We start from the raw sequence: 22940 nt of genomic DNA, 5'->3' as shown, positions 1-22940 counted from the left end.
GGAAGCTGCTCAAAAGAGCATTCGGCATTCAATGCATTTAGTTGTCGCGGCGCGCCCCGAGCTAAATCAGCGTATCGCCTGTTTATCAAGAACCATTCCTCCAGCCGAAATCCAGGAGTGGGCTCGTGGGTCGAAGGTGCCAAATGAGATTGCCGAATATTGCCAGATTGCGGCGGATTTTGAGTCAGTGCACTCCAAATTAATTCCAAACGATATTCTGGCATTTTTTAATCGGGCTGACTTATGGAGAAAGCCTCACCGTATCATGGAACTACTTAGTCTTTTTGAGGTGCTAGGGATTGATATAGCAGTTTGGCAAAAGCTGGTTAGCAAATTGATAGGTATTGATGCCGGACAAATTGCGAAGTCTGTAAGCCAACGCTCAGATGTCAATGAGTTAGGTAAAGCAATTCATACGGAGCTTGAGAGGGTGCGCCTCTTCACCATTCAAGAAGCGCTGTCTTAATAAACTCGGTTACGGCCCCCAAAGCCGGGGAGTGCATAGAGATCCAAATCAAGAGCTTTTAGGTGTTTACCGAAAGCCAATACTTTGAAGAGCTCTCCCATTTCAGCTTCTGAAATTAATTTCTGTATTCCATTCGATATGGCGATCATCTGCTGAGGGTCGCTTGGATCAGATTGCTGCAATACTAAATCGGTAATGCCAGCATCCAACAAGTACGATGCTTGGCTAGAAAAAAATGACTGTGAGTTTTCTTTGTTCTCTATTGAATGCAAAAGCTTCGAGAAATTGATGTGGCAGGTGATATCCGAGATACCGGGTAAGGCTAGCACATTGCTTAGTGCTTGATGATGGAAGTGCGCCATGAGTGTGCCGGTATTTCGTTGGGGGTGGTAATACTCGCGATCGTGAAAGCCATAGTCAATTATCAGCAATAAACCCTCATCGAGCCGATCAATCACTTTTGCAAACCAAGCCTCGGCCTGAGGGTGGATTTCAGTCATATACCCATTGCTCGCGCAGTTGATCAATGGTTGGACCTCTAGTTTTTCTCCGGGTACAGATATAAGAAATTGATCAGGCTCTGTTCCAAGCCCAACCCCAGCATAGTGCCAAGCATGGTCTTGATACACAATACGTTCACAGGGAATTGCATCGAGTACTTCATTGGCCAGAACGACGCCATGAAAAGAAGGCAATACCTCTGAATGCCACTGACAATGCGTTTCAATCCCATGACTGCGACATATGTCTAGCAGTAATTTTTGTTGACGTTCAGTTAAATTCGGTGACACATCAATGATGTGATATTCATCGAGCTTAAAGCCGCGTCGGTGCAGATCCAATAGGATCGTCTTGGCAAGCTGCCCTGTCCCCGCGCCGATTTCAATGATGCGGGTCTGTTGCCCCTGCTTTCTTAATCCTTCTAGTACGGGCAGAATCGTATTAACAATGGTTTGGCCAAAAAATGGGCTGATTTCTGGAGCGGTTATGAAATCACCAGAGCGTCCAAATTTTTCTAGGGCGCTGGTGTAGTAACCCAGGCTAGGCTGATACAGGGCGAGCTCCATGTAGCGTGAAAAGGGGATCCAACCACCCTTTTCCTGAATTTCTTGCGAAATTTTGGTTAGGATGGCCTCTAAATGTTCCGCTTGCGCCCGTGTCAGGTTAATATCCATAGCTCGCTAGTCTAAGTGAGTTTTTTCTACAGCACATGAAAACAATGGCAGATCGGACAGTTTTGGTCACCGGCGCAGCCAAGCGCCTTGGTCGAGAAATCGCCCTGTATTTTGCTCGCGAAGGCTGGAATGTCATTGTTCATTATGGCCAATCTACCCAAGAGGCAAAAGCCGTGGTTGCTGAGATTCATGGATTGGGAGTGAAGGCGATTGCGCTGCAGGCAAATTTGTCGCATCAAGCAGAAGTCGAATCTTTGATCGAAAAAAGCATCAATCAATTTTCAAGAATTGATTGTCTAATTAATAGTGCTGCAATTTTCGAATACGATCGACCCAGCCAGGACGATCATTTGGTGACTGCGGACTTAATTGAGCGCCATGCACAAATTAATCTTGCAGCCCCAATTCTGATGGCTCAAGCAATGTTTCATCATCTTAAGACTCAGCCAATCAGCAAAGACTTTGTTCCCGCAACCATTCAATTATTAGATCAAAAGTTAATCAATTTAAATCCGGATTATTTTTCGTATACGCTTTCTAAAAGTGCCTTATTAACCGCTACCGAAATGATGGCTCGCGATTTCGCCCCATATATGCGCTCTGTTGGTTTGGCCCCAGGGATTACCTTGCCATCGGGTGATCAAAATCAATCCGAGTTTGAGAAAGCCCACCAAGTTACTCCGCTGGGGCAATCATCTACCGCACACGACATTGCGAGCGCCGCATTTTTCTTAGCCAATGCTAAGTCGATTACGGGGACTACGCTGTATGTTGATGGCGGACAACATTTACTTGCATCCGATCGGGATGTGATGTTCAAAATTAAATAACAGCTTTTATGCACTCATTACTATCTCATCCAAGCCTGATTCATTGTCGACGTCTCTTTTTGAAAGACTACGAGGTTTATATCAATATTGGCGTTCATGATTTTGAGAAGCGCGCTGAGCAGAGGGTGATCTTCAATGTCGAGATTTATGTTCCCCTGGAACTAAATACCCCGAAGCAAGATCTTTTAGAAGAGGTACTTGATTATGATTTCATTCGAAAGACCATCGTAGAGCGTGTTAAACGCGGCCATATTCATTTACAAGAAACCCTCTGCGATGAGATCGTGGCAGCAATTCTTGAGCATCCAAATGTGATGGCGGTACGAGTTAGTACTGCAAAGCCCGATGTCTATCCGGATTGTGAAGCGGTTGGTGTTGAAGTCTTTAAGATGAAGCAAGCATCTGACTAATGGGAGCCGCCGATGGTAGACCCTCGTAAGCAAGCATTTGAAGAGAATAAGCTAGATAAAAAACTATGTCGCCTGGTTGGCCAAGCGATCGGTGATTTTGGCATGATTGCCGATGGTGATAAGGTGATGGTGTGTCTGTCTGGCGGTAAGGATAGCTATACCTTACTTGATATTTTATTGAAGTTACGTGAGCGGGCGCCGATTTCATTTGATCTGGTTGCTGTGAACTTAGATCAAAAACAACCTAACTTTCCCAGTGACACGCTACCTAATTATTTACGCGAACTCAATATCCCTTTTCATATTGAAGAGCAAGATACCTATAGCATTGTGAAGCGGGTGATTCCTGAGGGGAAAACAACCTGCGGATTATGTTCTCGTTTACGTCGTGGGATTTTGTATCGAGTTGCCGATGAGCTGGGGGCAACTAAGATCGCATTAGGTCACCACCGCGATGACATCTTAGAAACATTACTACTCAATATGTTTTATGGAGGCAAGTTAAAAGCAATGCCGCCTAAATTGCGCTCTGATGATGGACGTCATTTGGTCATTCGGCCTTTAGCGTATGTTCCTGAAAAATTAATCGAGCGCTATGCACAATCGATGCAGTTTCCAATTATTCCTTGTGATTTATGTGGCAGTCAGCCCAATTTGCAAAGGGCTGCCATGAAAAAATTACTACGGGAGTGGGAGAAGGAGTTTCCTGGTCGGATTGAAAACCTGTTTCGTTCCTTACATCACATTGTTCCATCTCACCTTTTAGACCAAGACGCTTTTGATTTTCAGAATCTATCCATTCACTCGGATTTGACCCATTTCGTTAAATCGTATGAGGGTGATCGTGCAATCGATGAGGGTATTGATGTGTGTGTCGCAACAGAGCCCGCTTGGTCATCGCTAACCTGGATCCATAAGGACTAAAGTACGTCCATCTGCATCACTAGCTTGCTTCTAAGCCCTATAATTAATCCCATGAATATCGTCATCTTGGCTGCTGGGCAAGGCAAGCGTATGAAATCCGCTTTGCCAAAGGTATTGCAGCCTCTAGCGGGAAAACCGTTACTACAGCATGTGCTTGAAACCGCATTAGCGCTTGTGCCCAAGGCCCAGCCGCTTGTTGTGATTGGGCATGGTGCACAACAGGTTCAAACATTCTTAGGCCATTTAGCTGATTTTGATCAGCGCTTTAATAAGGTCAAGACCGTTTTGCAAAAAGAGCAAAAAGGAACGGGCCATGCACTATTGCAAGCTTTGCCAAAATTAAATCCTGCGTTGCCCACACTCGTGTTGTATGGCGATGTACCTCTATGTTCTAAAGAAACCTTAAATAAGCTTGCCCGCTTAAGCGATGGAGCAGTTGGTTTACTAACTCACCGCATGCAAAATCCATTTGGTTATGGTCGTATTGTGCGCGACCTTGATGGCAATGTGCAAGCCATTGTTGAGGAAAGGGATGCTAATTCGACCATTCGCTCGATTTCAGAAATTAATACCGGCATCATGGTTTTGCCCACTAAGCAATTGGGCAAGTGGCTTAAAGGGATTAAAGCTAAAAATGCGCAAGGTGAATATTACTTAACGGATGTCATCGCCATGGCGGTTAAGGCGGGTGTGCCAGTGCGATCTGCCCAAGCGATCGATGATTATGAGATTCTGGGGGTAAACGACCGCATACAATTAGCGGAGTTAGAGCGCGTGTTGCAGCGTCAGATCGCTCAAGCGCTTTTAGAGAATGGTGTCACGCTTTTTGATCCTAATCGAATCGATGTTCGCGGTGAGTTGCGCTGTGGCAAGGATGTATGGATTGATGTCGGTTGTGTTTTTGAAGGAATCGTAACCCTAGCTGATCAGGTTCGCATCGGACCCTATTGCGTCTTAAAAGATACGAACATTGGAGAGGGCACCACGATCGAAGCATTTAGCCATCTTGACGGCGCTAGGATTGGCCCTGCTAATCGAATAGGACCCTATGCACGGATTCGGCCGGGCGCTGAATTGGCAAGCGATGTTCATATTGGCAATTTTGTAGAAGTTAAAAATAGCAAAATTGCATCACAGAGCAAAGCCAATCACTTAGCGTATGTGGGTGATTCGATTGTTGGATCACGCGTCAACATTGGCGCAGGCACGATTACTTGCAATTACGATGGAGTTAATAAGCACCAAACAGTGATTGAAGACGATGTATTTATTGGCTCGGATACGCAGTTGGTTGCCCCTGTAAAGGTAGGCAAAGGCGCCACGCTAGGCGCAGGCACTACACTCACCAAGGATGCACCTGCAGGAAAATTAACGGTATCGCGGGCAAAGCAAATTTCGATTGAATGGCAACGTCCCACGAAATTGAAAAGTGCGTCGCCAAAAACAAAAAAGATTGCTCGAAAGTAAATCCTTTTTATGTGTGGAATCGTTGGGGCAGTTGCCAAAACAAATGTAGTCGATACCCTAATCGAGGGATTGCGACGCTTAGAGTATCGTGGGTATGATTCCTGCGGATTCGCCGTGATTGATAGTCAGCAACCGGGCCATCCGATCGAGCGAGCTAGAACTACTGCGCGTGTGGCTGATTTGGCAAAGCAAGCACAGGAGTTTTGTGGTCAGGTTGGGATCGCGCACACGCGTTGGGCGACGCACGGCAGACCCGATACGCATAATGCGCACCCACATATTTCGAATGGTCAAATAGCGGTTGTGCATAACGGCATCATTGAAAATTATGAAGTATTGCGCGATCAGCTAAAAGCATCTGGCTATGTGTTTGAATCGGAAACTGATACCGAGGTCATTGCCCATTTAGTTCATCAGGAATTTATTAAGCTTGCTAAGCCAGATCTAAAGAACGCAGTTGCGCAAGCGATCGAACAATTAAAAGGTGCTTATGCGATTGCCGTCATTGCTCAAGCCGAGCCCCATCTCTTAGTGGGCGCTCGTGCCGGCTCACCGCTCATTATTGCAATCGGTGATGATGGCCACTACTTATCTTCAGATGCGCTTGCTTTAGCCGGTAAGGCCAAAACCATGGCTTATTTAGAAGAGGGCGATCTGGTTGCTATGACTATTAATGGATTTGAGGTTTGGGATCGAACCGGTCAGGCTATGAAGCGTGAAATTACACCGATGCCCGTTCAGGCGCAAGCAGTTGAATTGGGGCCCTATCAGCACTTCATGCAAAAGGAGATATTTGAGCAAGCCCGTGCGGTCTCCGACACGATTGCTAATATTGCTGAACTTGGCCCGGCTTTATTTGCTGCGGATCCGCAAGAGTGGCAGGAATTTGATCAGGTATTGATCCTTGCCTGCGGAACAAGTTATTACTCAGCCTGCGTCGCTAAATATTGGTTTGAAGACATTGCAAAGATTCCGACGCAGGTTGAAATTGCTAGCGAATACCGGTATCGACAATCGATTCCAAATCCAAGAACCTTGATTGTGGTTGTCTCCCAATCTGGAGAAACAGCAGACACCTTAGCCGCCTTACGTCATGCCAAAGAGCTAGGTCACCCACTAAGCTTATCAATTTGCAATGTAGCGTCGAGCGCGATGGTGCGAGAAACGAAATGGCACTTTTTGACACACGCCGGTACTGAAGTTGGAGTAGCATCTACTAAGGCCTTCACTACTCAATTAGTTGCTCTTTACCTGTTGGCTAATGCGATTGCCAAACGCTCGGGGCATTTATCACTTCTGGCCGAGAAGAAAGTATTCGATGATTTGCGCCATTTGCCACAAGCCATTCATGCTGTATTGGCATTAGAGCCACAAATCATTGCCTGGAGCCAGGCATTCGCGAATTGTCAAAATGCGCTTTTCTTAGGGCGCGGCTTGCATTTCCCGATCGCACTTGAGGGCGCCCTAAAGTTAAAAGAGATTTCTTATATCCATGCGGAAGCTTATCCAGCTGGTGAGCTCAAGCACGGACCGCTTGCTTTAGTGACTGAGGCGATGCCGGTTGTTACCGTAGCGCCTAATGACTTGTTGCTCGAAAAACTGAAATCGAATATGCAAGAGGTCAAAGCTCGCGGAGGTCGCCTTTATGTCTTCGCTGACCAGGGTACCGAAATTAGAAGTGAAGATGGTATTCAGGTGATTCGCTTACCAGAGCATTACGGTAATTTATCCCCGCTATTACACGTTATTCCGCTCCAGCTCTTGGCTTATCACACCGCAGTAGCCCTTGGTACAGATGTTGATAAACCACGTAATTTAGCTAAAAGCGTTACGGTCGAGTAATTCATCCAAAACTAAGCTCGTTGTGGTCAAATAATAGGTGTGAAGAGCCTTTTCGATTTTCAATATTCTCTTTGTCATTCCATTTCGCTAAATCCACTCAAGCATGGCTTTAGTCTTTTGGTTTGCCTTGGCTTAACGGCCTGCGCTGTGGGTCCAGACTTTAAAAAACCCGATGCTCCAAAAGTTGCTTCTTATACAGAAAAACCCGTTTCCTCAGAGTTGGCAACTGCACCAAGTATTGGTGGAACAAAACAGTCCTTAGATCCTGCTGCTGATATTCCAGCGGAGTGGTGGTCTCTGTATCGTTCCCCTGAATTAGATGCACTCATCAAGCAAGCTTTAAAGCGGAATCCAACCCTAGCCTCAGCTGATGCAACTTTGCGAGCTGCTCAAGAGAATGCGAACGCAGCCTTTGGATCTTTATTGTTTCCAAGTATTGGTTTGGGAGCATCAGCAACGCGCCAACAAATTACGCCGTCGACCTTTGGGCTCAGCTCAGGCAATCCAAACATATTCAATCTTTACAATACCTCGGTTTCCGTAAATTACAACTTGGATGTATTTGGAGGGGCGCGACGTGCCGTGCAGAGCGCCCAGGCTCAAGCAGAAATCACCGGATTTCAATTAGAAGGTGCTTACCTAAGTTTGACAGCCAATATTGTCACGACGGCAATTCGCGAGGCTGCACTTCGTGCTCAATATCAATCCAATTTAGAGATCTACGAGTCCCAGAAAAATCTGGCTGATCTAATTAGTAAGCAGTTAGAAATAGGAACAGCATCGCGCGTTGATCTAACTTCACAGGTTTCGCTTGCAGCCAGCTCACAAATTGATTTATTGAATATTGATAAGAATCTTTCGTTCACCCGAAATCAATTGGCAGTTTATGTGGGCGATTTTCCTGGTAATGCACAGTTGGCTAAGTTTGATCTAGCTAAACTGAACCTACCGGAGCGCATCCCACTTTCAATCCCATCGGATCTGGTTCGCCAACGTCCTGATATTCGTGCCGCCGAGGCATATATCAAGTCAACGAATGCGTTAGTAGGTGTTGCAACTGCTAACCTCTTGCCTCAAATCACCTTAAGTGGCGCGATGGGCTCGCAGGCTTTGACGACTGGCGCCTTATTTGGACCAAATGCTGCTATTTGGTCTGTGGCTGGCGGGGTATTTCAGCCTTTATTTCAAGGGGGTGCATTGCTAGCTCAACGGCGTGGCGCTATTGCAACCTATGAGGCTGCAGTATTTCAGTATCAAGCAACGGTATTGAATGCATTTCAAGAAGTAGCAAATGCGCTGCAAGCCCTTGAGAGTGACGCTCTTGCACTGCGGGCTGCTTCAGAGGCAGAGCGCAATGCCTTGGAGTACCTCAATTTATTAGAGGAACAATATAAACTCGGTACTGGTAGTTATCTCGCAGTATTAATTGCTCAGCGACAGTATCAGCAAACTAAATTCCGCTTGATTGATGTGCAAGCAAGTCGGTTTGCGAATACTGCCGCATTATTTGCTGCACTGGGTGGTGGCTGGTGGAATCGCAGTGGCCCCGCTTTTCAGGCCCAAGCCAGTGAGCAAGTTAATCCGCCTAAACAAAGTCATTAAGAGATCGATTCATGAATCTAGTTCATCAACTCATCGTATGGATAAAAAATTCGCTTCTCACTGAGAAAACCCTAAGGCTGATCTGGGCACCATTTGCTTGGATTGGGGCTCGTCTGCGCCCGCGTGAGCGTTTTGAAAAGACCAAAGCATACGCCGCTTTAATGCAAATGCCCCCCTTAAAGCGTCGCATGATAGTGATGCTGGTTGGGGTATTTATTTTGTTAGGTCTAATCTTCGGATTTAACCAATTAAAAACATTCATGTTTAATCGGTTTATGGCGGGCATGGGGATTCCTCCTGCGACGGTGACCACTACTGTTATTGAAAAACAAGAATGGCAACCCCGCATGAACAGTGTCGGTAATGTGCGCGCATTCCGGGGCGTTGATCTAAGTACTGAAGTTGGCGGATTGGTTGTAAAAGTTCCGGTAAAGTCCGGAGTGGATGTTAAAGAAGGTTCATTGCTTATCAAACTCAATGACTCCGCGGATGTCGCCCAACTGAACTCTTTAAAAGCGATGGCTGATTTAGCGAAGGTGATTAATGAGCGTGATAAGGCTCAATTAGCGATTCAGGCGATCAGTAAGAATGTCTATGACACCAGCACTGCGGATATGAAGGCAAAGCAAGCGCAGGTAGAACAGCAAATTGCTTTAATTGCCAAAAAGAATCTCAAGGCTCCATTTAGCGGTCGCGTTGGCATCGTCACGATTAATCCTGGCCAGTACGTCAATCCTGGTGACAAACTATTAACTTTGCAGACCATTGATCCTATTTTTGTGGATTTCACCTTGCCACAAAGCTCCGCCGGTATTATCGAGGTGGGTCAAACCATTGAGTTGCAGACCGATGCATTTAAAGAAACGCCATTTATTGGAAAAATTACGGCCGTTAGTCCCAAGGTGGAGCTCAATACTCGCAATATTCAGATTGAGGCTCAAATTAGTAATCCAGACAAGAAGCTCTTGCCTGGTATGTTTGCGAATGTCAACATTAATTTGGGCGATAAAGTTGAGTTGCTAACCTTGCCCCAAACCGCTGTTACCTACAATCCGTATGGCAGCACCGTATTTATCGCTAAGAAAACCAATCGCCTAGATAAAAAAGGCGCTCCTGTTCTTGAGGCGCAGCAGGTCTTTGTCACCACTGGACCCACCCGAGGCGACCAGGTTGCTATTCTTAAAGGTTTAGAGCCTGGTATGACCGTTGTCACCAGCGGACAGTTGAAATTGAAAAACGGTACCCCTTTAATCGTGAATAACAGCGTTTTACCAGCTAATTCACCGGATCCAAAACCACAAGAGCAATGAGCGAAGATTTTCAGCGCCATCAATGGACGGATTTATTTATCCGTCGCCCTGTCCTTGCTATCGTGGTCAGCTTACTGATTTTGCTATTGGGCCTCAAAGCAGTTGGTTCATTGCCTGTTAATCAGTATCCCCAAACCCAAAATGCAGTAGTCACGATCACGACGACCTATTTTGGTGCGGATCCAGAGACGATTGCTGGATTTATTACGCAGCCTCTGGAGGGAGCCATTGCTCAAGCTCAGGGTATTGATTATTTATCCTCTATCAGTATCAGTGGCGTCTCTACTATCACCGCTACTCTGCGCCTCAATTACGATGCTAATCAGGCGCTCACTCAGATCAATACACAGATTAGTTCGGTACGCAATCAATTACCGCCCCAAGCACAACAACCCATTTTGACTGTGCAGGTGGGGCAAACGACCGCGGCAATGTATATGGGCTTTTATAGCGACGACATTGCTAATAACAGCATTACCGATTATTTATTACGTGTTGTTAAGCCTAAATTGGATTCAATTAACGGCGTGCAAAATGCCGAGATCCTAGGTGGTCGTAAATTTGCCCTGCGAGCTTGGCTTGATCGTGACCGAATGGCAGGCCTTGGCGTTGCTCCAGACGATGTATATGCGGCACTGGCAGCCAATAATTATTTGGCTCCCGTAGGAAGTACTAAAGGGCAAATGGTTTCGGTGGATTTAGTGGCCAATACTGATCTCCATTCCTTAGATGAATTCCGTAAATTGATTATTAAGCGCAATGGCGCGGATATTGTGTATTTGGACCAAGTTGCAACAGTCACCTTGGGCTCTGAAGACTACAACAATAATGTCGCGTTTAATGGCAAGCAGTCGGTCTTCATTGGTATTAAGGTCGCACCCGATGCAAATCTTTTGGATGTGGCTAAGCGGGTTCGGGATACGTTCCCCGATATTCAGAAGCAATTGCCAACTGGATTAAATGCCAAGATTGTGTATGACTCAACCGACTTTATTAATACTTCCATTGAAGAGGTCGTTCAAACGCTCTTAGAAGCTTTGATTATTGTGACGGTCGTGATCTACCTATTTTTGGGTAGCTACCGTGCGGTTGCAGTACCTGTACTTGCCATGCCATTGTCATTGATTGGCACCTTTTTCATGATGCAAGTCCTTGGTTATTCGATCAACCTATTGACATTGTTAGCCTTGGTGTTAGCGATTGGCTTGGTGGTGGACGACGCCATCATCGTGGTCGAAAACGTTGATCGCCATATGAAAGAGGGTAAGTCACCGCTCGAGGCATCCCTGATTGCAGCACGAGAGTTGGGGAATCCAATTCTGGCAATGACAATCGTATTGATCGCTGTTTATATCCCGATTGGGTTTCAGGGAGGGTTAACGGGAGCCCTATTTACCGAGTTTGCATTTACGCTAGCGGGGGCAGTCGCGGTTTCCGGGGTGGTTGCATTAACGCTATCGCCGATGATGTGCTCACGATTATTTTCACAAGAGGAAGAGATGTCTCCTTTTGTGAAAAAGATCGATCGAGTGTTTGAGGGCGTGCGACATTCGTACCAAAACACATTGCGAGACCTGCTATCAACTTGGCAGGTCATCATCGTGATGGGCGTTTTATTGCTAATCGGGGTTGTGTATCTCTATGCAACCGCTCGCTCTGAGCTTGCTCCCACTGAAGACCAGGGTATCGTTTTGGTCTCAGCAGTTGGGCCGCCTAATTCCACTGTGAATCAAATGCAGGGGTATGCCGATCAAGTTTTTCAGATTGCGAGTAAAGAGCCCGAATACAAGCAAATGTTTCAGATCACGAGCCCAAATTCAAGTTTTGGTGGCGTGATTATGAAAGATTGGGGCGAGCGCAGTCGCAGTGCTAGTAAATTCCAAGAAGACCTGCAAAATAAATGGAATAGTATTGCTGGCACGCGTATTGCCGCGTTCCAATTTCCGGCGCTGCCAGGTGCTCAGGGCTTTCCGGTACAGGTGGTTATCAATACGACAGAGCCCTATTCCAATTTAAATGAGGTATCCCAAGCTGTTCTCGATAAAGCCAGACAAAGCGGCATGTTCTTCTTCGTCGATTCTGATCTAAAGATTGATAAGCCCCAAGATGTATTGCAAATTGATCGTGAGAAAGTGGCTACTTTGGGAATGACCCAGCGAGATGTTGGTAATGCTTTATCTGCCGCCTTAGGTGGTGGCTTTGTTAATTATTTCTCGGTTGCAGGCCGCTCCTATCGAGTTATTCCACAGGTAAAACAGGCGGATCGATTAAACCCTGATCAGATTTTGGACTATTACATTAAAACGCCGACAGGGGCGATGATTCAGGTGAGAACCATTGCGACGATACAAAGTCGCGTCGTACCCCAATCCATTAATCGTTTTCAGCAATTAAATTCAGCGACGATTAGTGGTGTCAGTACGCCATTTGTCTCGCAAGAGGAGGTCTTGGATTTTCTGGAGCAAACCATTAAAGAGGCTGCGCCATCTGGCTACTCGATTGATTACGCAGGGCCATCGCGTCAGTTTAAGGCTGAGTCGGGTGGATTTTTGGTGACCATGATGTTTGCTGTATTAATCGTCTTTTTGGTTTTGGCCGCTCAGTTTGAGAGCTTCCGTGATCCTTTAGTAATTCTGGTTTCAGTGCCGCTTGCATTATTTGGGGCATTAATCTTTATTAACCTTGGATTTACCACCTTAAACGTCTATACCCAGGTGGGATTAGTAACCTTAATGGGATTAATTAGTAAACACGGAATTCTGATGGTGGAGTTTGCCAATGAGCTTCAAGAAGCTGGACGTTCAAAGCTTGAAGCCATTATCGAGGCAAGCAGTGTGCGTCTGCGCCCAATTTTGATGACGACCGCTGCGATGGTATTGGGCGTTATTCCACTCGTGATTGCCTCAGGCGCTGGGGCGGCCGGCCGTCAATCAATGGGAATCGTGATCTTTACTGGCCTTGCTATCGGCACACTATTTACTTTATTTGTAGTGCCGGCGATGTATCTCTACATCGGTGCCGATCACCAACAAAAGAAATTTAAGCAGGTTTAATTACTGTTCAACCGCTTTGGTAAATTGAGTTGATTTACAAATTTGGTCGTACCAACGGGCAATATGGTTTAACTCTGCGCGTGGACCTGTTTTGTCTGGGTATTGATCGCTCAGCATGAACCAGCGCTTGACGCATAGAGTTAGAACAATGTCACCTAAGTGAAAGCTAGGGCCTGAGCAATAGGCTTGCTTGCTCAAAACACCATCGAGAATCCCCAGCAATTGATTGGACTCTTGGAATGCCTTATGGATTGCCGCGTAGTCCCTCTCGGCCTCAGGAATGCGCGTTAATCCTAAAAACGGGATACGAAGGGCTGGCCACAGGGTTGTTAATTGCCAATCGAGCCATTTATCAGAGGCTGCCATCGGCGCAAGTTCAACTGAGAAGCGCTTGCGATCAGCGTACTTGTGGGCTAGATAGCGCAAGATAGAATTTGATTCCCAAAGGATTAACTCACCATCTCGTAAAGTCGGTACTAAACCGTTGGGGTTCAGTGCTAAAAACTCGGGCGTTTTATTGACTCCAAAGTGTAGACCAGCATCGATCCGTTCAAAGTCGCGTCCCTCAACAAGCTCTAGTTCAGCAAGTACCCACAATACTTTTTGAACATTAATGGATGATTTTCTGCCCCAAAGCGTCATCATCAGAGGCTCCCTTCTGGATCAAATGCGAGTTGTGTAAATTGGCTATGTGCAAACAGCAATGGTTGTAAATCTGGATCGTGTTCAATCGCTAAAACGCGAGCTACAATAATTTGATGATCGCCACCATCATGTACTGCAACAGTCTCGCACTCGTAATAGGCGGCGCAGTCTGCGAGTTGATATAAACCACTACTATTGATGCTGTGATTTAGTTCAAGAATATTTTTCTTGATTTGCTTGGCAAAAATGAGAGCCAGATCCTTTTGATTGGCTTCTAGGACATGAATCAGCTGTCGTTGTCCAACACTAAAACAATCTTTCAGGTCAGATTGTTTTCCAATGCTCCATAAAATGAGGGGAGGCGATAGAGATACGGTATTGAATGAACTTATCGTAATGCCAATCGGTTTTTTATCTGAGCCAAGCCCCGTGATGACCGTGACACCAGTTGGAAAGCTAGAAAACGCTTGTCTTAACTCGAGGGATGAGAATTGAGTTTGCAATGAAAAAACTTTATTTAGACGGATTGATTTTGGTGGTGGGAATCGGAACTAGAGCTTCATTTTCATCGGCCCTGACACATTTAAACCGATAATCTTTGCCTGCTTTAGAAATAAAACTGGCGCCCATATAAAAGTCATCTTTACAGACTTTATTTGCAAAATCCATCACTTGCTGAGGATCGGCGCTCGAGCTAATTAAGCGCATATTGCCTAAAGACATCGTTAGCTCGGTCGAGGCGCAGGCGCTTAAAACAAGAGGGGTCACAACTATTAATACAATACGTTTCATGAAAAGCCCCATAATCGATCCTGACACAGTAGGATAAACGGTTTTATAAAGTACACGCATTCAATATTTAATCTATTTTGGAATCAGCTATGTTTAAAGCCATTTTAATTAATAAAGACGAACAAGGTTATCGTGCTCAATTAAGTGATCTTGATGAGAGCGCCTTACCCGCAGGGGATGTCCGGATTAAGGTGCATTACTCGACCTTAAATTACAAGGATGGCTTAGCAATTACGGGTAAGGGTCCAATTGTTCGGCAATTTCCGATGATCCCTGGAATTGACTTAACCGGAGAGGTCATTGAAAGTCAGAGTCCCGAGTTTAAGGTTGGTGATCTAGTGGTATTAAACGGTTGGGGTGTGGGGGAGTCTCACTGGGGCGGCTTGGCCCAGTTGGCAAGTGTGAAGTCTGAGTGGCTGATTCCCTTACCCAAAGCCTTTACACCTAAGCAATCCTTGGCGATTGGGACAGCAGGGTATACCGCCATGCTGTGCATTATGGCGCTTCAACAACATGGTCTGAAGCCTGCCGATGGTGAAATTTTGGTAACTGGTGCAGCAGGTGGAGTAGGTAGTTTTGCAATTAGTCTTTTGAATCAATTGGGCTATACCGTTGTCGCTAGTAGCGGCCGTCCTGAAGAAGCAAATTATTTGAAATCACTTGGCGCATCTGAGGTGATTGATCGTGCCTCCTTATCTCAGCCAGGCAAGCCTTTAGCAAAAGAGCGCTGGGCCGGGGTGGTTGATTCAGTAGGAAGTCATACCTTAGCGAATGCATGTGCTGCCACTAAGGCTAATGGTGCGGTTGCCGCATGCGGTCTAGCACAGGGAATGGATTTTCCGGCTACGGTTGCCCCATTCATTTTGCGGGGCGTTACCCTCTATGGAATCAATAGCGTTACTCAGCCAAAGCAAAAACGCATTGAGGCTTGGGCCCAGCTCGCATCCTTGTGTAAACCTGAGCAATTAATGACGATTGCTAAGGAAATTTCCTTGGGTGAGAGTATTCAATATGCTGAAGATTTGATGAACGGCAAGGTTCGTGGTCGCGTGATTGTGGACGTTAATCGTTAGACTTCGCAATCGCCTGGCGTAAGGTTAGCGACTGCCAAACCGCTTCTTTTTCTGCCTCGCTGAAGACAGACCAATTTGCGATTTCATCAATGCTTCGAAAGCAGCCATAACAGTAGTTTGAGGTAGGATTCATTTCACACCAGTTGACGCATGGTGAGCCAATGCTGCCATCTATGTTTCGAATCATCGGTAATTGTCCGGGAAAATATTTCTAAGCCGTAAGGACTGATCATACTCAATAAAGTCAGGAATTTCTCCTGCTAGTAAACGATTCTTATACGATTGCCACATTGCAGGTTGGAATAGATCAGCATGGTGTTTAAGTAGAAGATCACGAATTTGATCATTACCAAGCAAAAACGTTTTATAAGTCTCTGGAAAAATATCTTTAGGGCCAATGCGATACCAGGGCTCGCTCGCCATTTCATCATCTTCATTGCGAGGCGCAGGAACTTCTCGGATTTCGCAATCGGTTAAGTATTCAATTTCATCGTAGTCGTAAAAGGCGACACGTCCATAGCGCGTGACCCCAAAGTTTTTATAAAGCAAGTCGCCTGGAAAAATATTGGCCGCGATGAGATTTTTTATCGCTTCGCCATACTGAATCACACCGTCTTCAATTTCAGCGGGCGAGTCCTCTTGAAGGCGGATATTAAGAGGGGTCATGCGCCGTTCGATATAAAGATGTTTGATGACTAATTCGGCATCAGGGCCTTTTCCACCGCTGAACTCCAAAAGTGATGCACAGTGCTCCTCAAGCTCGGCTAGTAATTCCGGGGTAAACCGATTTAACGGAAAGGCAACATTGGAGAATTCCAGAGAGTCAGCCATTCGTCCAACCCGATCATGCTGCTTAACCAATTGGTATTTCGCCATAATTTGATCGCGCGAGGTCTCTTTGGGTGGCGGAAAATAATCTTTAATGAGCTTAAATACATAGGGATAGCTCGGTAGATCAAACACCAGCATCACCAGACCCCGTATTCCGGGGGCAATCCGAAATTGATCGGTGGAATGCATGAGGTGATGCTGAAAGTCACGGTAAAACAGATTCTTGCCGTGTTTTTGTAGTCCAACCATGTTGTAGAGCTCAGCCCGGGGTTTATGCGGTAAGAGGCTTCGCATAAACGTGACATAAGCCGATGGGACCTCCATATCGACCAAGAAGTAACTATGCGTGAAACTAAAAATAAGACGCAGGTCAACTTCCGAGAGCAAGATGCCATCAATAATCAATTCACCTTTTGGGTTATGCATCAGAGCCAGCGCCAATGGAGAAATCTTTTCTCCATTAATGATGCGCCCCATGATGTAGGCGGTCTTATTGCGAAAAAATAGTGTACTTAGAGCATGAATCTGAAAATCCGTTGAGCTCGTTGTGTTCAAGAGGGACTGCTTGATGAGTTTGGTTGTTAGCTCAAGATCACGATCCAAATTTTCAAAGGAGTTTTTAAGATCAAAACTAGTAACCAAACTTTTTAAGACAGCTTGAAGACCCCCAATATCGCCTGGGTAGTACGCCCGGTAGGACGGCTTTGAGGGGGCCTCATCGTTTTCTAAATATTCAGTGGATATGGTGGGGCGCACAAAGATAAATTTGTTATTGAAATACTTACTTGCCAGAATCCGTGTGGTGACCGAGTTAAAAAATGTTTCTGCTAACTCTGGCTGATGTAGATTCGATAAAAGTCCGATGTAATGTAATTTCACCTGCTGCCAAATTTCATCGGACAAGGCAGGTGCGTCAAACTCTTCCTCAAGGTGGCGGGCTGTTTCAAGAACCCGTTGGTCATAAAAGGTGATCCGATCCCGTAGTAGCTGGCGAATGCCATGCCAATCTTGGTTCTCAAATGCTGCCTTGGCTAAGCGGCCAGCATCTCTGAAAATGCTGTAATGGCGCATAAATCCTTGCAGTAGGGTTTGGGCCATATCAAAAGCGACTTGCGACGATAATAGTTTTGGAAACGGATTGTTCATACCAAGAGTGTATCTAGCAATTAATTAGGATTCAAAGATGACCCAGCCAGGCCCTACAGGCAACCATCATGTAATAAAGCAATTGGTCTATCCATATGGAGAGACCCTAGTGGCGCAGGGAGCAACCTTAGAAGTTGCCCCTGGCGTGTATTGGATACGGATGCCACTGCCATTTGCCCTTGATCACATTAATTTATGGCTCTTACGGGATCAATTGGATGGCCAAGAGGGTTGGACTATTATTGACTGTGGAATTACCAACGACCTTACGAAGTCGTGCTGGGAATCCATCTTTGCCAATCATCTCCAAGGTTTGCCAATTTTGCGAGTATTGGTAACCCATATGCATCCTGATCATATTGGACTTGCTCATTATTTATGTGAGCGCTGGCAGGTTGGCTTGTGGATCTCCATGAGCGACTTTCTAATGGCTCAATGGTTAAGTAGTAAAGAGGGTGGTGCTGCGATTGGTTCTACGCCAGGCAATGGCGGAACGGCTGATCACTATGCGCGCCATGGCTTGCAGCATGCCGAAGATCTCGAGCGCATTCGTAGCCGTGCAGACTATTACAGTCGCTTGGTGCCTGAAGTACCCAAACGGTATCGCCGCATCATGGATGGTGACCATATTCGAATAGGCCGGCATGATTGGATAGTATCGATGGGCTATGGGCATGCACCTGAACATGCCACCCTCTATTGCGCATCCTTAGGGATCTTTATCTCGGGTGATATGGTCTTGCCCCGTATCTCTACCAATGTCAGTGTCTACGATGCCGATCCCGATGCAAACCCCTTGGATCTTTATTTACGATCGATTGATCATTGGCGCTCATTGCCTGCTAAAACCCTCGTTTTGCCATCGCATGGTAAACCGTTTGTGGGCTTACATGAGCGGATTGAGCAGTTGCATGAGCATCACCGAGCTCGGTTAAGTGAGACCGTGATGGCCTGTCAAGAGCCGCGAACCGCTTATGAGATTGTTCCAGTCTTATTTCGGCGACCGCTTGATAACCATCAGCTTAGCTTTGCGATGGGCGAAGCTATTGCTCACTTGAACTATCTGTGGCACCAGAGGATCTTGCAGCGCTCTTTGAGCGCGGACGGGATTTGGCGCTTTTGCGCTCTCTCGATTTAGACTCTGAGGATTTTTTGGCACCCGATGGGCTGGGAGGATTGGCCATTGCATCACCAAATGATTTGATTGCCATGAGAGTGGCACGCTGCACCTCAAGGGTCTGAATGGTTGACTTTAGAACATTGAGGTTCATGCTCAGCCAAGACTCAACGCTTTTGAGATCTTTGATGCGCTTATCTAATTCCTCAATATCGAAAGTTGGCATGGCACCGTTAAAGCCTGGCATGCCAGCACTCATGTCTGGCATAAAAGAGGCTCCAGGAGCCCCAGTGGCATTCTGACCCCAGATCGTTTTGAACATTTCTAGGCTTTGGTTAAAGTCAGGTATTGCGCCAAACATATTCTCTCCTCGCGGGCTAAATAATCCCATTATCGATAAAATGATGGGTCAATGAAGATTAATACGAGTTCTGCGCCAATGCAATCCCAAGGAAGTCAATCGAAGTCTGGTTCGCCCTATACCCGGGGCGCTATTCTTCCTGCCTTATTAAGAGAACGAATCTTAATTCTGGATGGGGCGATGGGGACCATGATTCAGCAGAAAAAATTTACGGAAGAGGATTATCGGGGTTTAAAAACCACGCAGCGCTTTGCTAATCATCCGATTGATCTCAAAGGTAATAATGAATTACTGGTGATTACTCAACCAGAAGCCATCTTAGATATTCATCGGCAATACCTTGAGGCGGGCGCTGATTTGATTGAGACCAATACCTTTGGTGCCACTTCGATTGCCCAAGAGGATTACAAAATGCCAGAGCTGGCGCGCGAGATGAATGTGCAGGCAGCGAAGCTGGCACGTCAAGCCTGTGATGAATACTCAACGCCCGATAAACCTCGTTTTGTAGCTGGTGCCATTGGACCGACTCCCAAGACTGCGAGCATTTCGCCGGATGTAAACGATCCTGGTGCTCGCAATGTTAATTTTGATAGTTTGCGTGCTGCTTATCGCGAACAAGTCGAAGGACTCTTTGAGGGTGGTGTTGACTTGCTATTGGTGGAAACCATCTTTGATACCCTCAATGCCAAAGCCGCATTATTTGCAATTGATGAATTTTTTGAAGAATCCGGTGAGCGCTTACCGGTGATGATTTCAGGAACGGTCACCGATGCATCGGGTCGAATTCTTTCGGGGCAAACCGTTGAAGCATTTTGGAACAGTTTGCGCCATATTAAACCTCTGACGTTCGGATTAAATTGTGCTCTTGGTGCAGCATTAATGCGACCTTATATTGCTGAATTAGCACGCGTTTGCGATACAGCGGTCTCGTGCTATCCCAATGCAGGCTTGCCAAATCCAATGAGCGATACCGGTTTTGATGAGACTCCCGAAGTGACCTCAGGACTTGTTGATGAATTTGCTCGGGATGGCTTAGTCAATCTAGTTGGTGGCTGTTGTGGAACGACCCCGGATCACATCCGTCAAATCGCAAAGGCGATGACTAAACGAAAGCCTAGGCCCTTTCATAGTGATCGAACTGAGGAAGTGGCATGAGTAAAGTAACAATGCAGCCAATGCGCTTATCTGGCCTCGAGCCCTGCAATATCTCGCCCCAGATTGGCTTTGTGAATATTGGTGAGCGCACCAATGTGACCGGCTCAAAAGCTTTCTCACGCATGATTTTGAATAATCAATTTGATGAAGCTTTAGCAGTTGCCCGTCAGCAGGTTGAAAATGGCGCCCAAATGATTGATATCAATATGGACGAGGCCATGTTGGATTCAGAAGCGGCCATGGTGCGCTTTCTCAACCTGATTGCTTCCGAACCCGACATCGCTCGAGTGCCCATCATGATTGATTCGTCCAAGTGGACTGTCATTGAGGCGGGGTTGAAATGTATTCAAGGTAAGCCGATTGTTAATTCAATTTCGTTGAAAGAGGGCGAGGAGCAATTTAGGCAGCAGGCTAAATTAATTAAACGCTACGGAGCAGCAACGGTTGTGATGGCTTTTGATGAAAAAGGCCAGGCCGATACCTATCAACGAAAAATAGAAATTTGCCAACGTTCATACAAGATCTTGGTTGATGAGTTGGACTTTCCGCCCGAAGACATTATTTTTGACCCCAATATTTTTGCCATTGCAACGGGCATCGAAGAACACGATAACTATGCGGTCGATTTTATTGAAGCTACCCGTTGGATTAAAGAGCATTTACCAGCCGCCAAAGTCAGTGGTGGTGTATCGAATGTGAGCTTCTCTTTCCGGGGTAATGACCGAGTTCGCGAGGCTATTCATACGGTCTTTTTGTACCACGCGATTCAAGCGGGTATGGATATGGGAATTGTGAATGCTGGGCAGCTTGGTGTATATGCTGACCTAGACCCTGAGTTACGTGAGCGTGTTGAAGATGTCGTCCTCAACCGCTTTGTGGAGAAAGACGGCCAAACGCCGACGGAGCGATTACTAGCGATCGCGGATCAGTACAAGGGTGGGGGCATCAAGCAAGAAGAAAATTTGGTGTGGCGCGAGGCACCTGTGCGCGAGCGCTTAACCCATGCACTTGTTCATGGCATCACAAATTTCATTGTGGATGATACCGAGGAGCTGCGCGCTGAGATTATGGGATCCGGTGGAAGACCTATTGAGGTAATCGAGGGTCCACTCATGGATGGAATGAATGTGGTGGGCGATTTATTTGGTGCTGGCAAGATGTTCTTGCCTCAAGTGGTCAAGAGTGCTCGCGTGATGAAGCAGGCTGTGGCCCATCTAATTCCGTATATCGAGGAAGAAAAGAAGCAATTAGTTGCGGCTGGCGGGGAGAGTAAAGCCAAGGGCAAAATTGTGATAGCAACGGTCAAAGGTGATGTGCACGATATTGGAAAGAATATTGTGACGGTAGTCTTGCAATGCAATAACTTTGAAGTGGTCAATATGGGGGTGATGGTTCCCTGCGACCAAATTCTAAAGAAGGCGAAGGAAGAAAATGCCGATATCGTTGGCTTATCTGGATTAATTACCCCCTCCTTAGAAGAGATGACCTATGTTGCCCAAGAAATGCAACGGGATGCGCATTTTCGGGAGAAAAAAATCCCATTACTAATTGGCGGTGCAACAACTTCGCGTGTCCATACAGCCGTTAAGATTGCACCACACTACGAAGGTCCAGTAGTTTACGTACCGGACGCATCTCGTTCTGTTTCGGTTGCATCGAGTTTGCTCTCCGATGAGGGGGCAAAGAAATTTGTGCAGGATTTGCTGACCGATTATGAGCGTATTCGTCAGCAGCACGCGAATCGAAAGAGTACCCCTTTAATTAGTTTAGAGGCTGCCCGTGCTAATCGTGAATCGATTGATTGGACGAGCAGTCAGCCAGCCAAGCCAAAATTTATTGGCCGACGGGTCTTTAAAAATTACTCATTAGCTGAGATTGCTAAGTTTATCGACTGGACTCCATTTTTTCAGACTTGGGACCTCGCAGGTAAATTCCCTGCTATTTTGGACGATGAGGTTGTGGGGGTTGAGGCCCGCCGTGTCTACCAGGATGCGCAGGCTATGCTGGAGAAACTGATTAAGGGCCAATGGCTTCAGGCGGATGCGGTGATTGGTCTTTTCCCTGCCAATAGTGACGGCGACGATATTTTGTTTTATGCCGATGAGGAGCGCTCACAGCCATTCCTTGTATGGCATAACTTAAGACAGCAAGCCGAGCGCCCCATCGTTGATGGTGTGATGCGACCCAATCGGTGTTTAGCAGACTATGTCGCCAGTAAGGCCAGTAGTGTGCGCGATTACGCAGGTTGCTTTGCGGTGACTACAGGTCATCGGGTTGACGAAAAAGTCGCTCGATTTATGGCCAACCATGATGACTACAGCGCCATCATGCTCAAAGCGCTGGCCGATCGTTTAGCGGAGGCATTTGCGGAGCTCATGCATTGGCGGGTCCGGACCGATCTTTGGGGGTATGTAGCTAATGAGCAACTAAGCCCAGATGATTTAATCGATGAAAAGTATCAAGGGATTCGTCCGGCTCCTGGTTATCCAGCCTGCCCCCAGCATGATGTCAAGCTAGCGATGTTTGCTGCCTTAAAAGCAGACGAAATTGGCATGAGTCTCACAGAATCATTGGCCATGAATCCTGCATCGAGTGTGAGCGGTTTCTATCTGGCCCATCCGAATGCCCAATACTTCAATGTCGGTAAGATCGGGATGGATCAGGCAGATGATTTAGCCAAGCGAAGCGGACAATCGCTTGATCAAATTAAGCGATCGCTTGCCAGTTCTTTGGATCAGTGA

Annotated in this window: 19 protein-coding genes; 12 read left to right on the top strand and 7 right to left on the bottom strand. The window is 46.4% G+C overall.

What is annotated here, in order from left to right; genetic code table 11:
* Nucleotides 1–462 precede the first annotated feature (462 nt).
* Nucleotides 463–1641 (bottom strand): class I SAM-dependent methyltransferase, encoded by a 1179-nt coding sequence (locus tag QUE66_RS08825; protein WP_286223660.1) that lies wholly within the window; start codon nt 1639–1641, stop codon nt 463–465.
* 35 nt (nt 1642–1676) lie between these two features.
* Between QUE66_RS08825 and QUE66_RS08820 the strand changes: the two genes are divergently transcribed.
* The 8 genes from QUE66_RS08820 to QUE66_RS08785 all read left to right on the top strand — a co-directional run bounded on the left by QUE66_RS08820 (nt 1677) and on the right by QUE66_RS08785 (nt 13079).
* Nucleotides 1677–2471: an SDR family oxidoreductase gene (locus QUE66_RS08820; protein WP_286223659.1), complete on the top strand. Its 795-nt coding sequence runs from the start codon at nt 1677–1679 to the stop codon at nt 2469–2471.
* An 8-nt stretch (nt 2472–2479) separates the two neighbouring features.
* Nucleotides 2480–2881 carry a dihydroneopterin aldolase gene (locus QUE66_RS08815; RefSeq protein WP_286223658.1) on the top strand — a complete coding sequence of 134 codons (402 nt, stop codon included), beginning with the start codon at nt 2480–2482 and terminating at the stop codon, nt 2879–2881.
* A gap of 12 nt (nt 2882–2893) precedes the next feature.
* Nucleotides 2894–3805, top strand: coding sequence for a tRNA 2-thiocytidine(32) synthetase TtcA (ttcA, locus tag QUE66_RS08810; RefSeq protein WP_286223657.1), 912 nt, complete (start codon nt 2894–2896; stop codon nt 3803–3805).
* A gap of 51 nt (nt 3806–3856) precedes the next feature.
* Nucleotides 3857–5272 (top strand): bifunctional UDP-N-acetylglucosamine diphosphorylase/glucosamine-1-phosphate N-acetyltransferase GlmU, encoded by a 1416-nt coding sequence (glmU, locus tag QUE66_RS08805; RefSeq protein WP_286223656.1) that lies wholly within the window; start codon nt 3857–3859, stop codon nt 5270–5272.
* A gap of 9 nt (nt 5273–5281) precedes the next feature.
* The gene (gene glmS, locus QUE66_RS08800) at nt 5282–7114 is read left to right on the top strand and encodes a glutamine--fructose-6-phosphate transaminase (isomerizing) (RefSeq protein WP_286223655.1); all 1833 of its coding nucleotides are present in this window, start codon (nt 5282–5284) and stop codon (nt 7112–7114) included.
* A gap of 39 nt (nt 7115–7153) precedes the next feature.
* Nucleotides 7154–8716, top strand: coding sequence for an efflux transporter outer membrane subunit (locus QUE66_RS08795; protein ID WP_286223654.1), 1563 nt, complete (start codon nt 7154–7156; stop codon nt 8714–8716).
* Between the two features lie 167 nt (nt 8717–8883).
* Complete coding sequence (locus QUE66_RS08790) at nt 8884–10026, top strand: efflux RND transporter periplasmic adaptor subunit (protein WP_286224772.1); 1143 nt, start codon at nt 8884–8886, stop codon at nt 10024–10026.
* Nucleotides 10023–13079, top strand: coding sequence for an efflux RND transporter permease subunit (locus QUE66_RS08785; protein WP_286223653.1), 3057 nt, complete (start codon nt 10023–10025; stop codon nt 13077–13079). Before QUE66_RS08790 ends, QUE66_RS08785 begins: the two co-directional genes overlap by 4 nt.
* On the opposite strand, the gene QUE66_RS08780 is transcribed toward QUE66_RS08785, so the two are convergent.
* The 3 genes from QUE66_RS08780 to QUE66_RS08770 are packed head-to-tail and all read right to left on the bottom strand — an operon-like array spanning nt 13080 to nt 14516.
* On the bottom strand, nt 13080–13724 hold the full coding sequence (locus QUE66_RS08780; protein ID WP_286223652.1) for a glutathione S-transferase family protein: 645 nt from the start codon (nt 13722–13724) through the stop codon (nt 13080–13082).
* Nucleotides 13724–14227, bottom strand: a complete 504-nt coding sequence (locus QUE66_RS08775) for a flavin reductase family protein (protein WP_286223651.1) — start codon at nt 14225–14227, stop codon at nt 13724–13726. Before QUE66_RS08775 ends, QUE66_RS08780 begins: the two co-directional genes overlap by 1 nt.
* 10 nt (nt 14228–14237) lie before the next feature.
* The gene (locus tag QUE66_RS08770) at nt 14238–14516 is read right to left on the bottom strand and encodes a hypothetical protein (protein ID WP_286223650.1); all 279 of its coding nucleotides are present in this window, start codon (nt 14514–14516) and stop codon (nt 14238–14240) included.
* 89 nt (nt 14517–14605) lie between these two features.
* On the opposite strand from QUE66_RS08770, the gene acuI reads away from it, so the two are divergent.
* Complete coding sequence (acuI, locus tag QUE66_RS08765) at nt 14606–15589, top strand: acrylyl-CoA reductase (NADPH) (protein WP_286223649.1); 984 nt, start codon at nt 14606–14608, stop codon at nt 15587–15589.
* Here the strand turns inward: acuI and QUE66_RS08760 are convergent.
* Both QUE66_RS08760 and aceK read right to left on the bottom strand, forming a co-directional pair.
* Nucleotides 15579–15776, bottom strand: coding sequence for a DUF1289 domain-containing protein (locus tag QUE66_RS08760; protein WP_286223648.1), 198 nt, complete (start codon nt 15774–15776; stop codon nt 15579–15581). The genes acuI and QUE66_RS08760 overlap by 11 nt on opposite strands.
* On the bottom strand, nt 15773–17566 hold the full coding sequence (gene aceK, locus QUE66_RS08755; RefSeq protein WP_286223647.1) for a bifunctional isocitrate dehydrogenase kinase/phosphatase: 1794 nt from the start codon (nt 17564–17566) through the stop codon (nt 15773–15775). Before aceK ends, QUE66_RS08760 begins: the two co-directional genes overlap by 4 nt.
* 37 nt (nt 17567–17603) lie before the next feature.
* Between aceK and QUE66_RS08750 the strand changes: the two genes are divergently transcribed.
* Nucleotides 17604–18704, top strand: coding sequence for an MBL fold metallo-hydrolase (locus tag QUE66_RS08750; protein WP_286223646.1), 1101 nt, complete (start codon nt 17604–17606; stop codon nt 18702–18704).
* On the opposite strand, the gene QUE66_RS08745 is transcribed toward QUE66_RS08750, so the two are convergent.
* Nucleotides 18610–19044, bottom strand: a complete 435-nt coding sequence (locus QUE66_RS08745; protein WP_286223645.1) for a PhaM family polyhydroxyalkanoate granule multifunctional regulatory protein — start codon at nt 19042–19044, stop codon at nt 18610–18612. The two genes, QUE66_RS08750 and QUE66_RS08745, sit on opposite strands and share 95 nt — an antisense overlap.
* Nucleotides 19045–19122: 78 nt before the next feature.
* Between QUE66_RS08745 and QUE66_RS08740 the strand changes: the two genes are divergently transcribed.
* The gene (locus QUE66_RS08740) at nt 19123–20199 is read left to right on the top strand and encodes a homocysteine S-methyltransferase family protein (protein ID WP_286224771.1); all 1077 of its coding nucleotides are present in this window, start codon (nt 19123–19125) and stop codon (nt 20197–20199) included.
* Nucleotides 20196–22940 (top strand): methionine synthase, encoded by a 2745-nt coding sequence (metH, locus tag QUE66_RS08735; protein ID WP_286223644.1) that lies wholly within the window; start codon nt 20196–20198, stop codon nt 22938–22940. The genes QUE66_RS08740 and metH overlap by 4 nt, the downstream gene beginning before the upstream one ends.

It is taken from the genome of Polynucleobacter sp. HIN6, from assembly GCF_030297575.1.
Classification (GTDB): domain Bacteria; phylum Pseudomonadota; class Gammaproteobacteria; order Burkholderiales; family Burkholderiaceae; genus Polynucleobacter.
The sequence above is the reverse complement of the archived record's forward strand: the minus strand, read 5'-3'. Positions and strand labels throughout refer to the sequence as shown.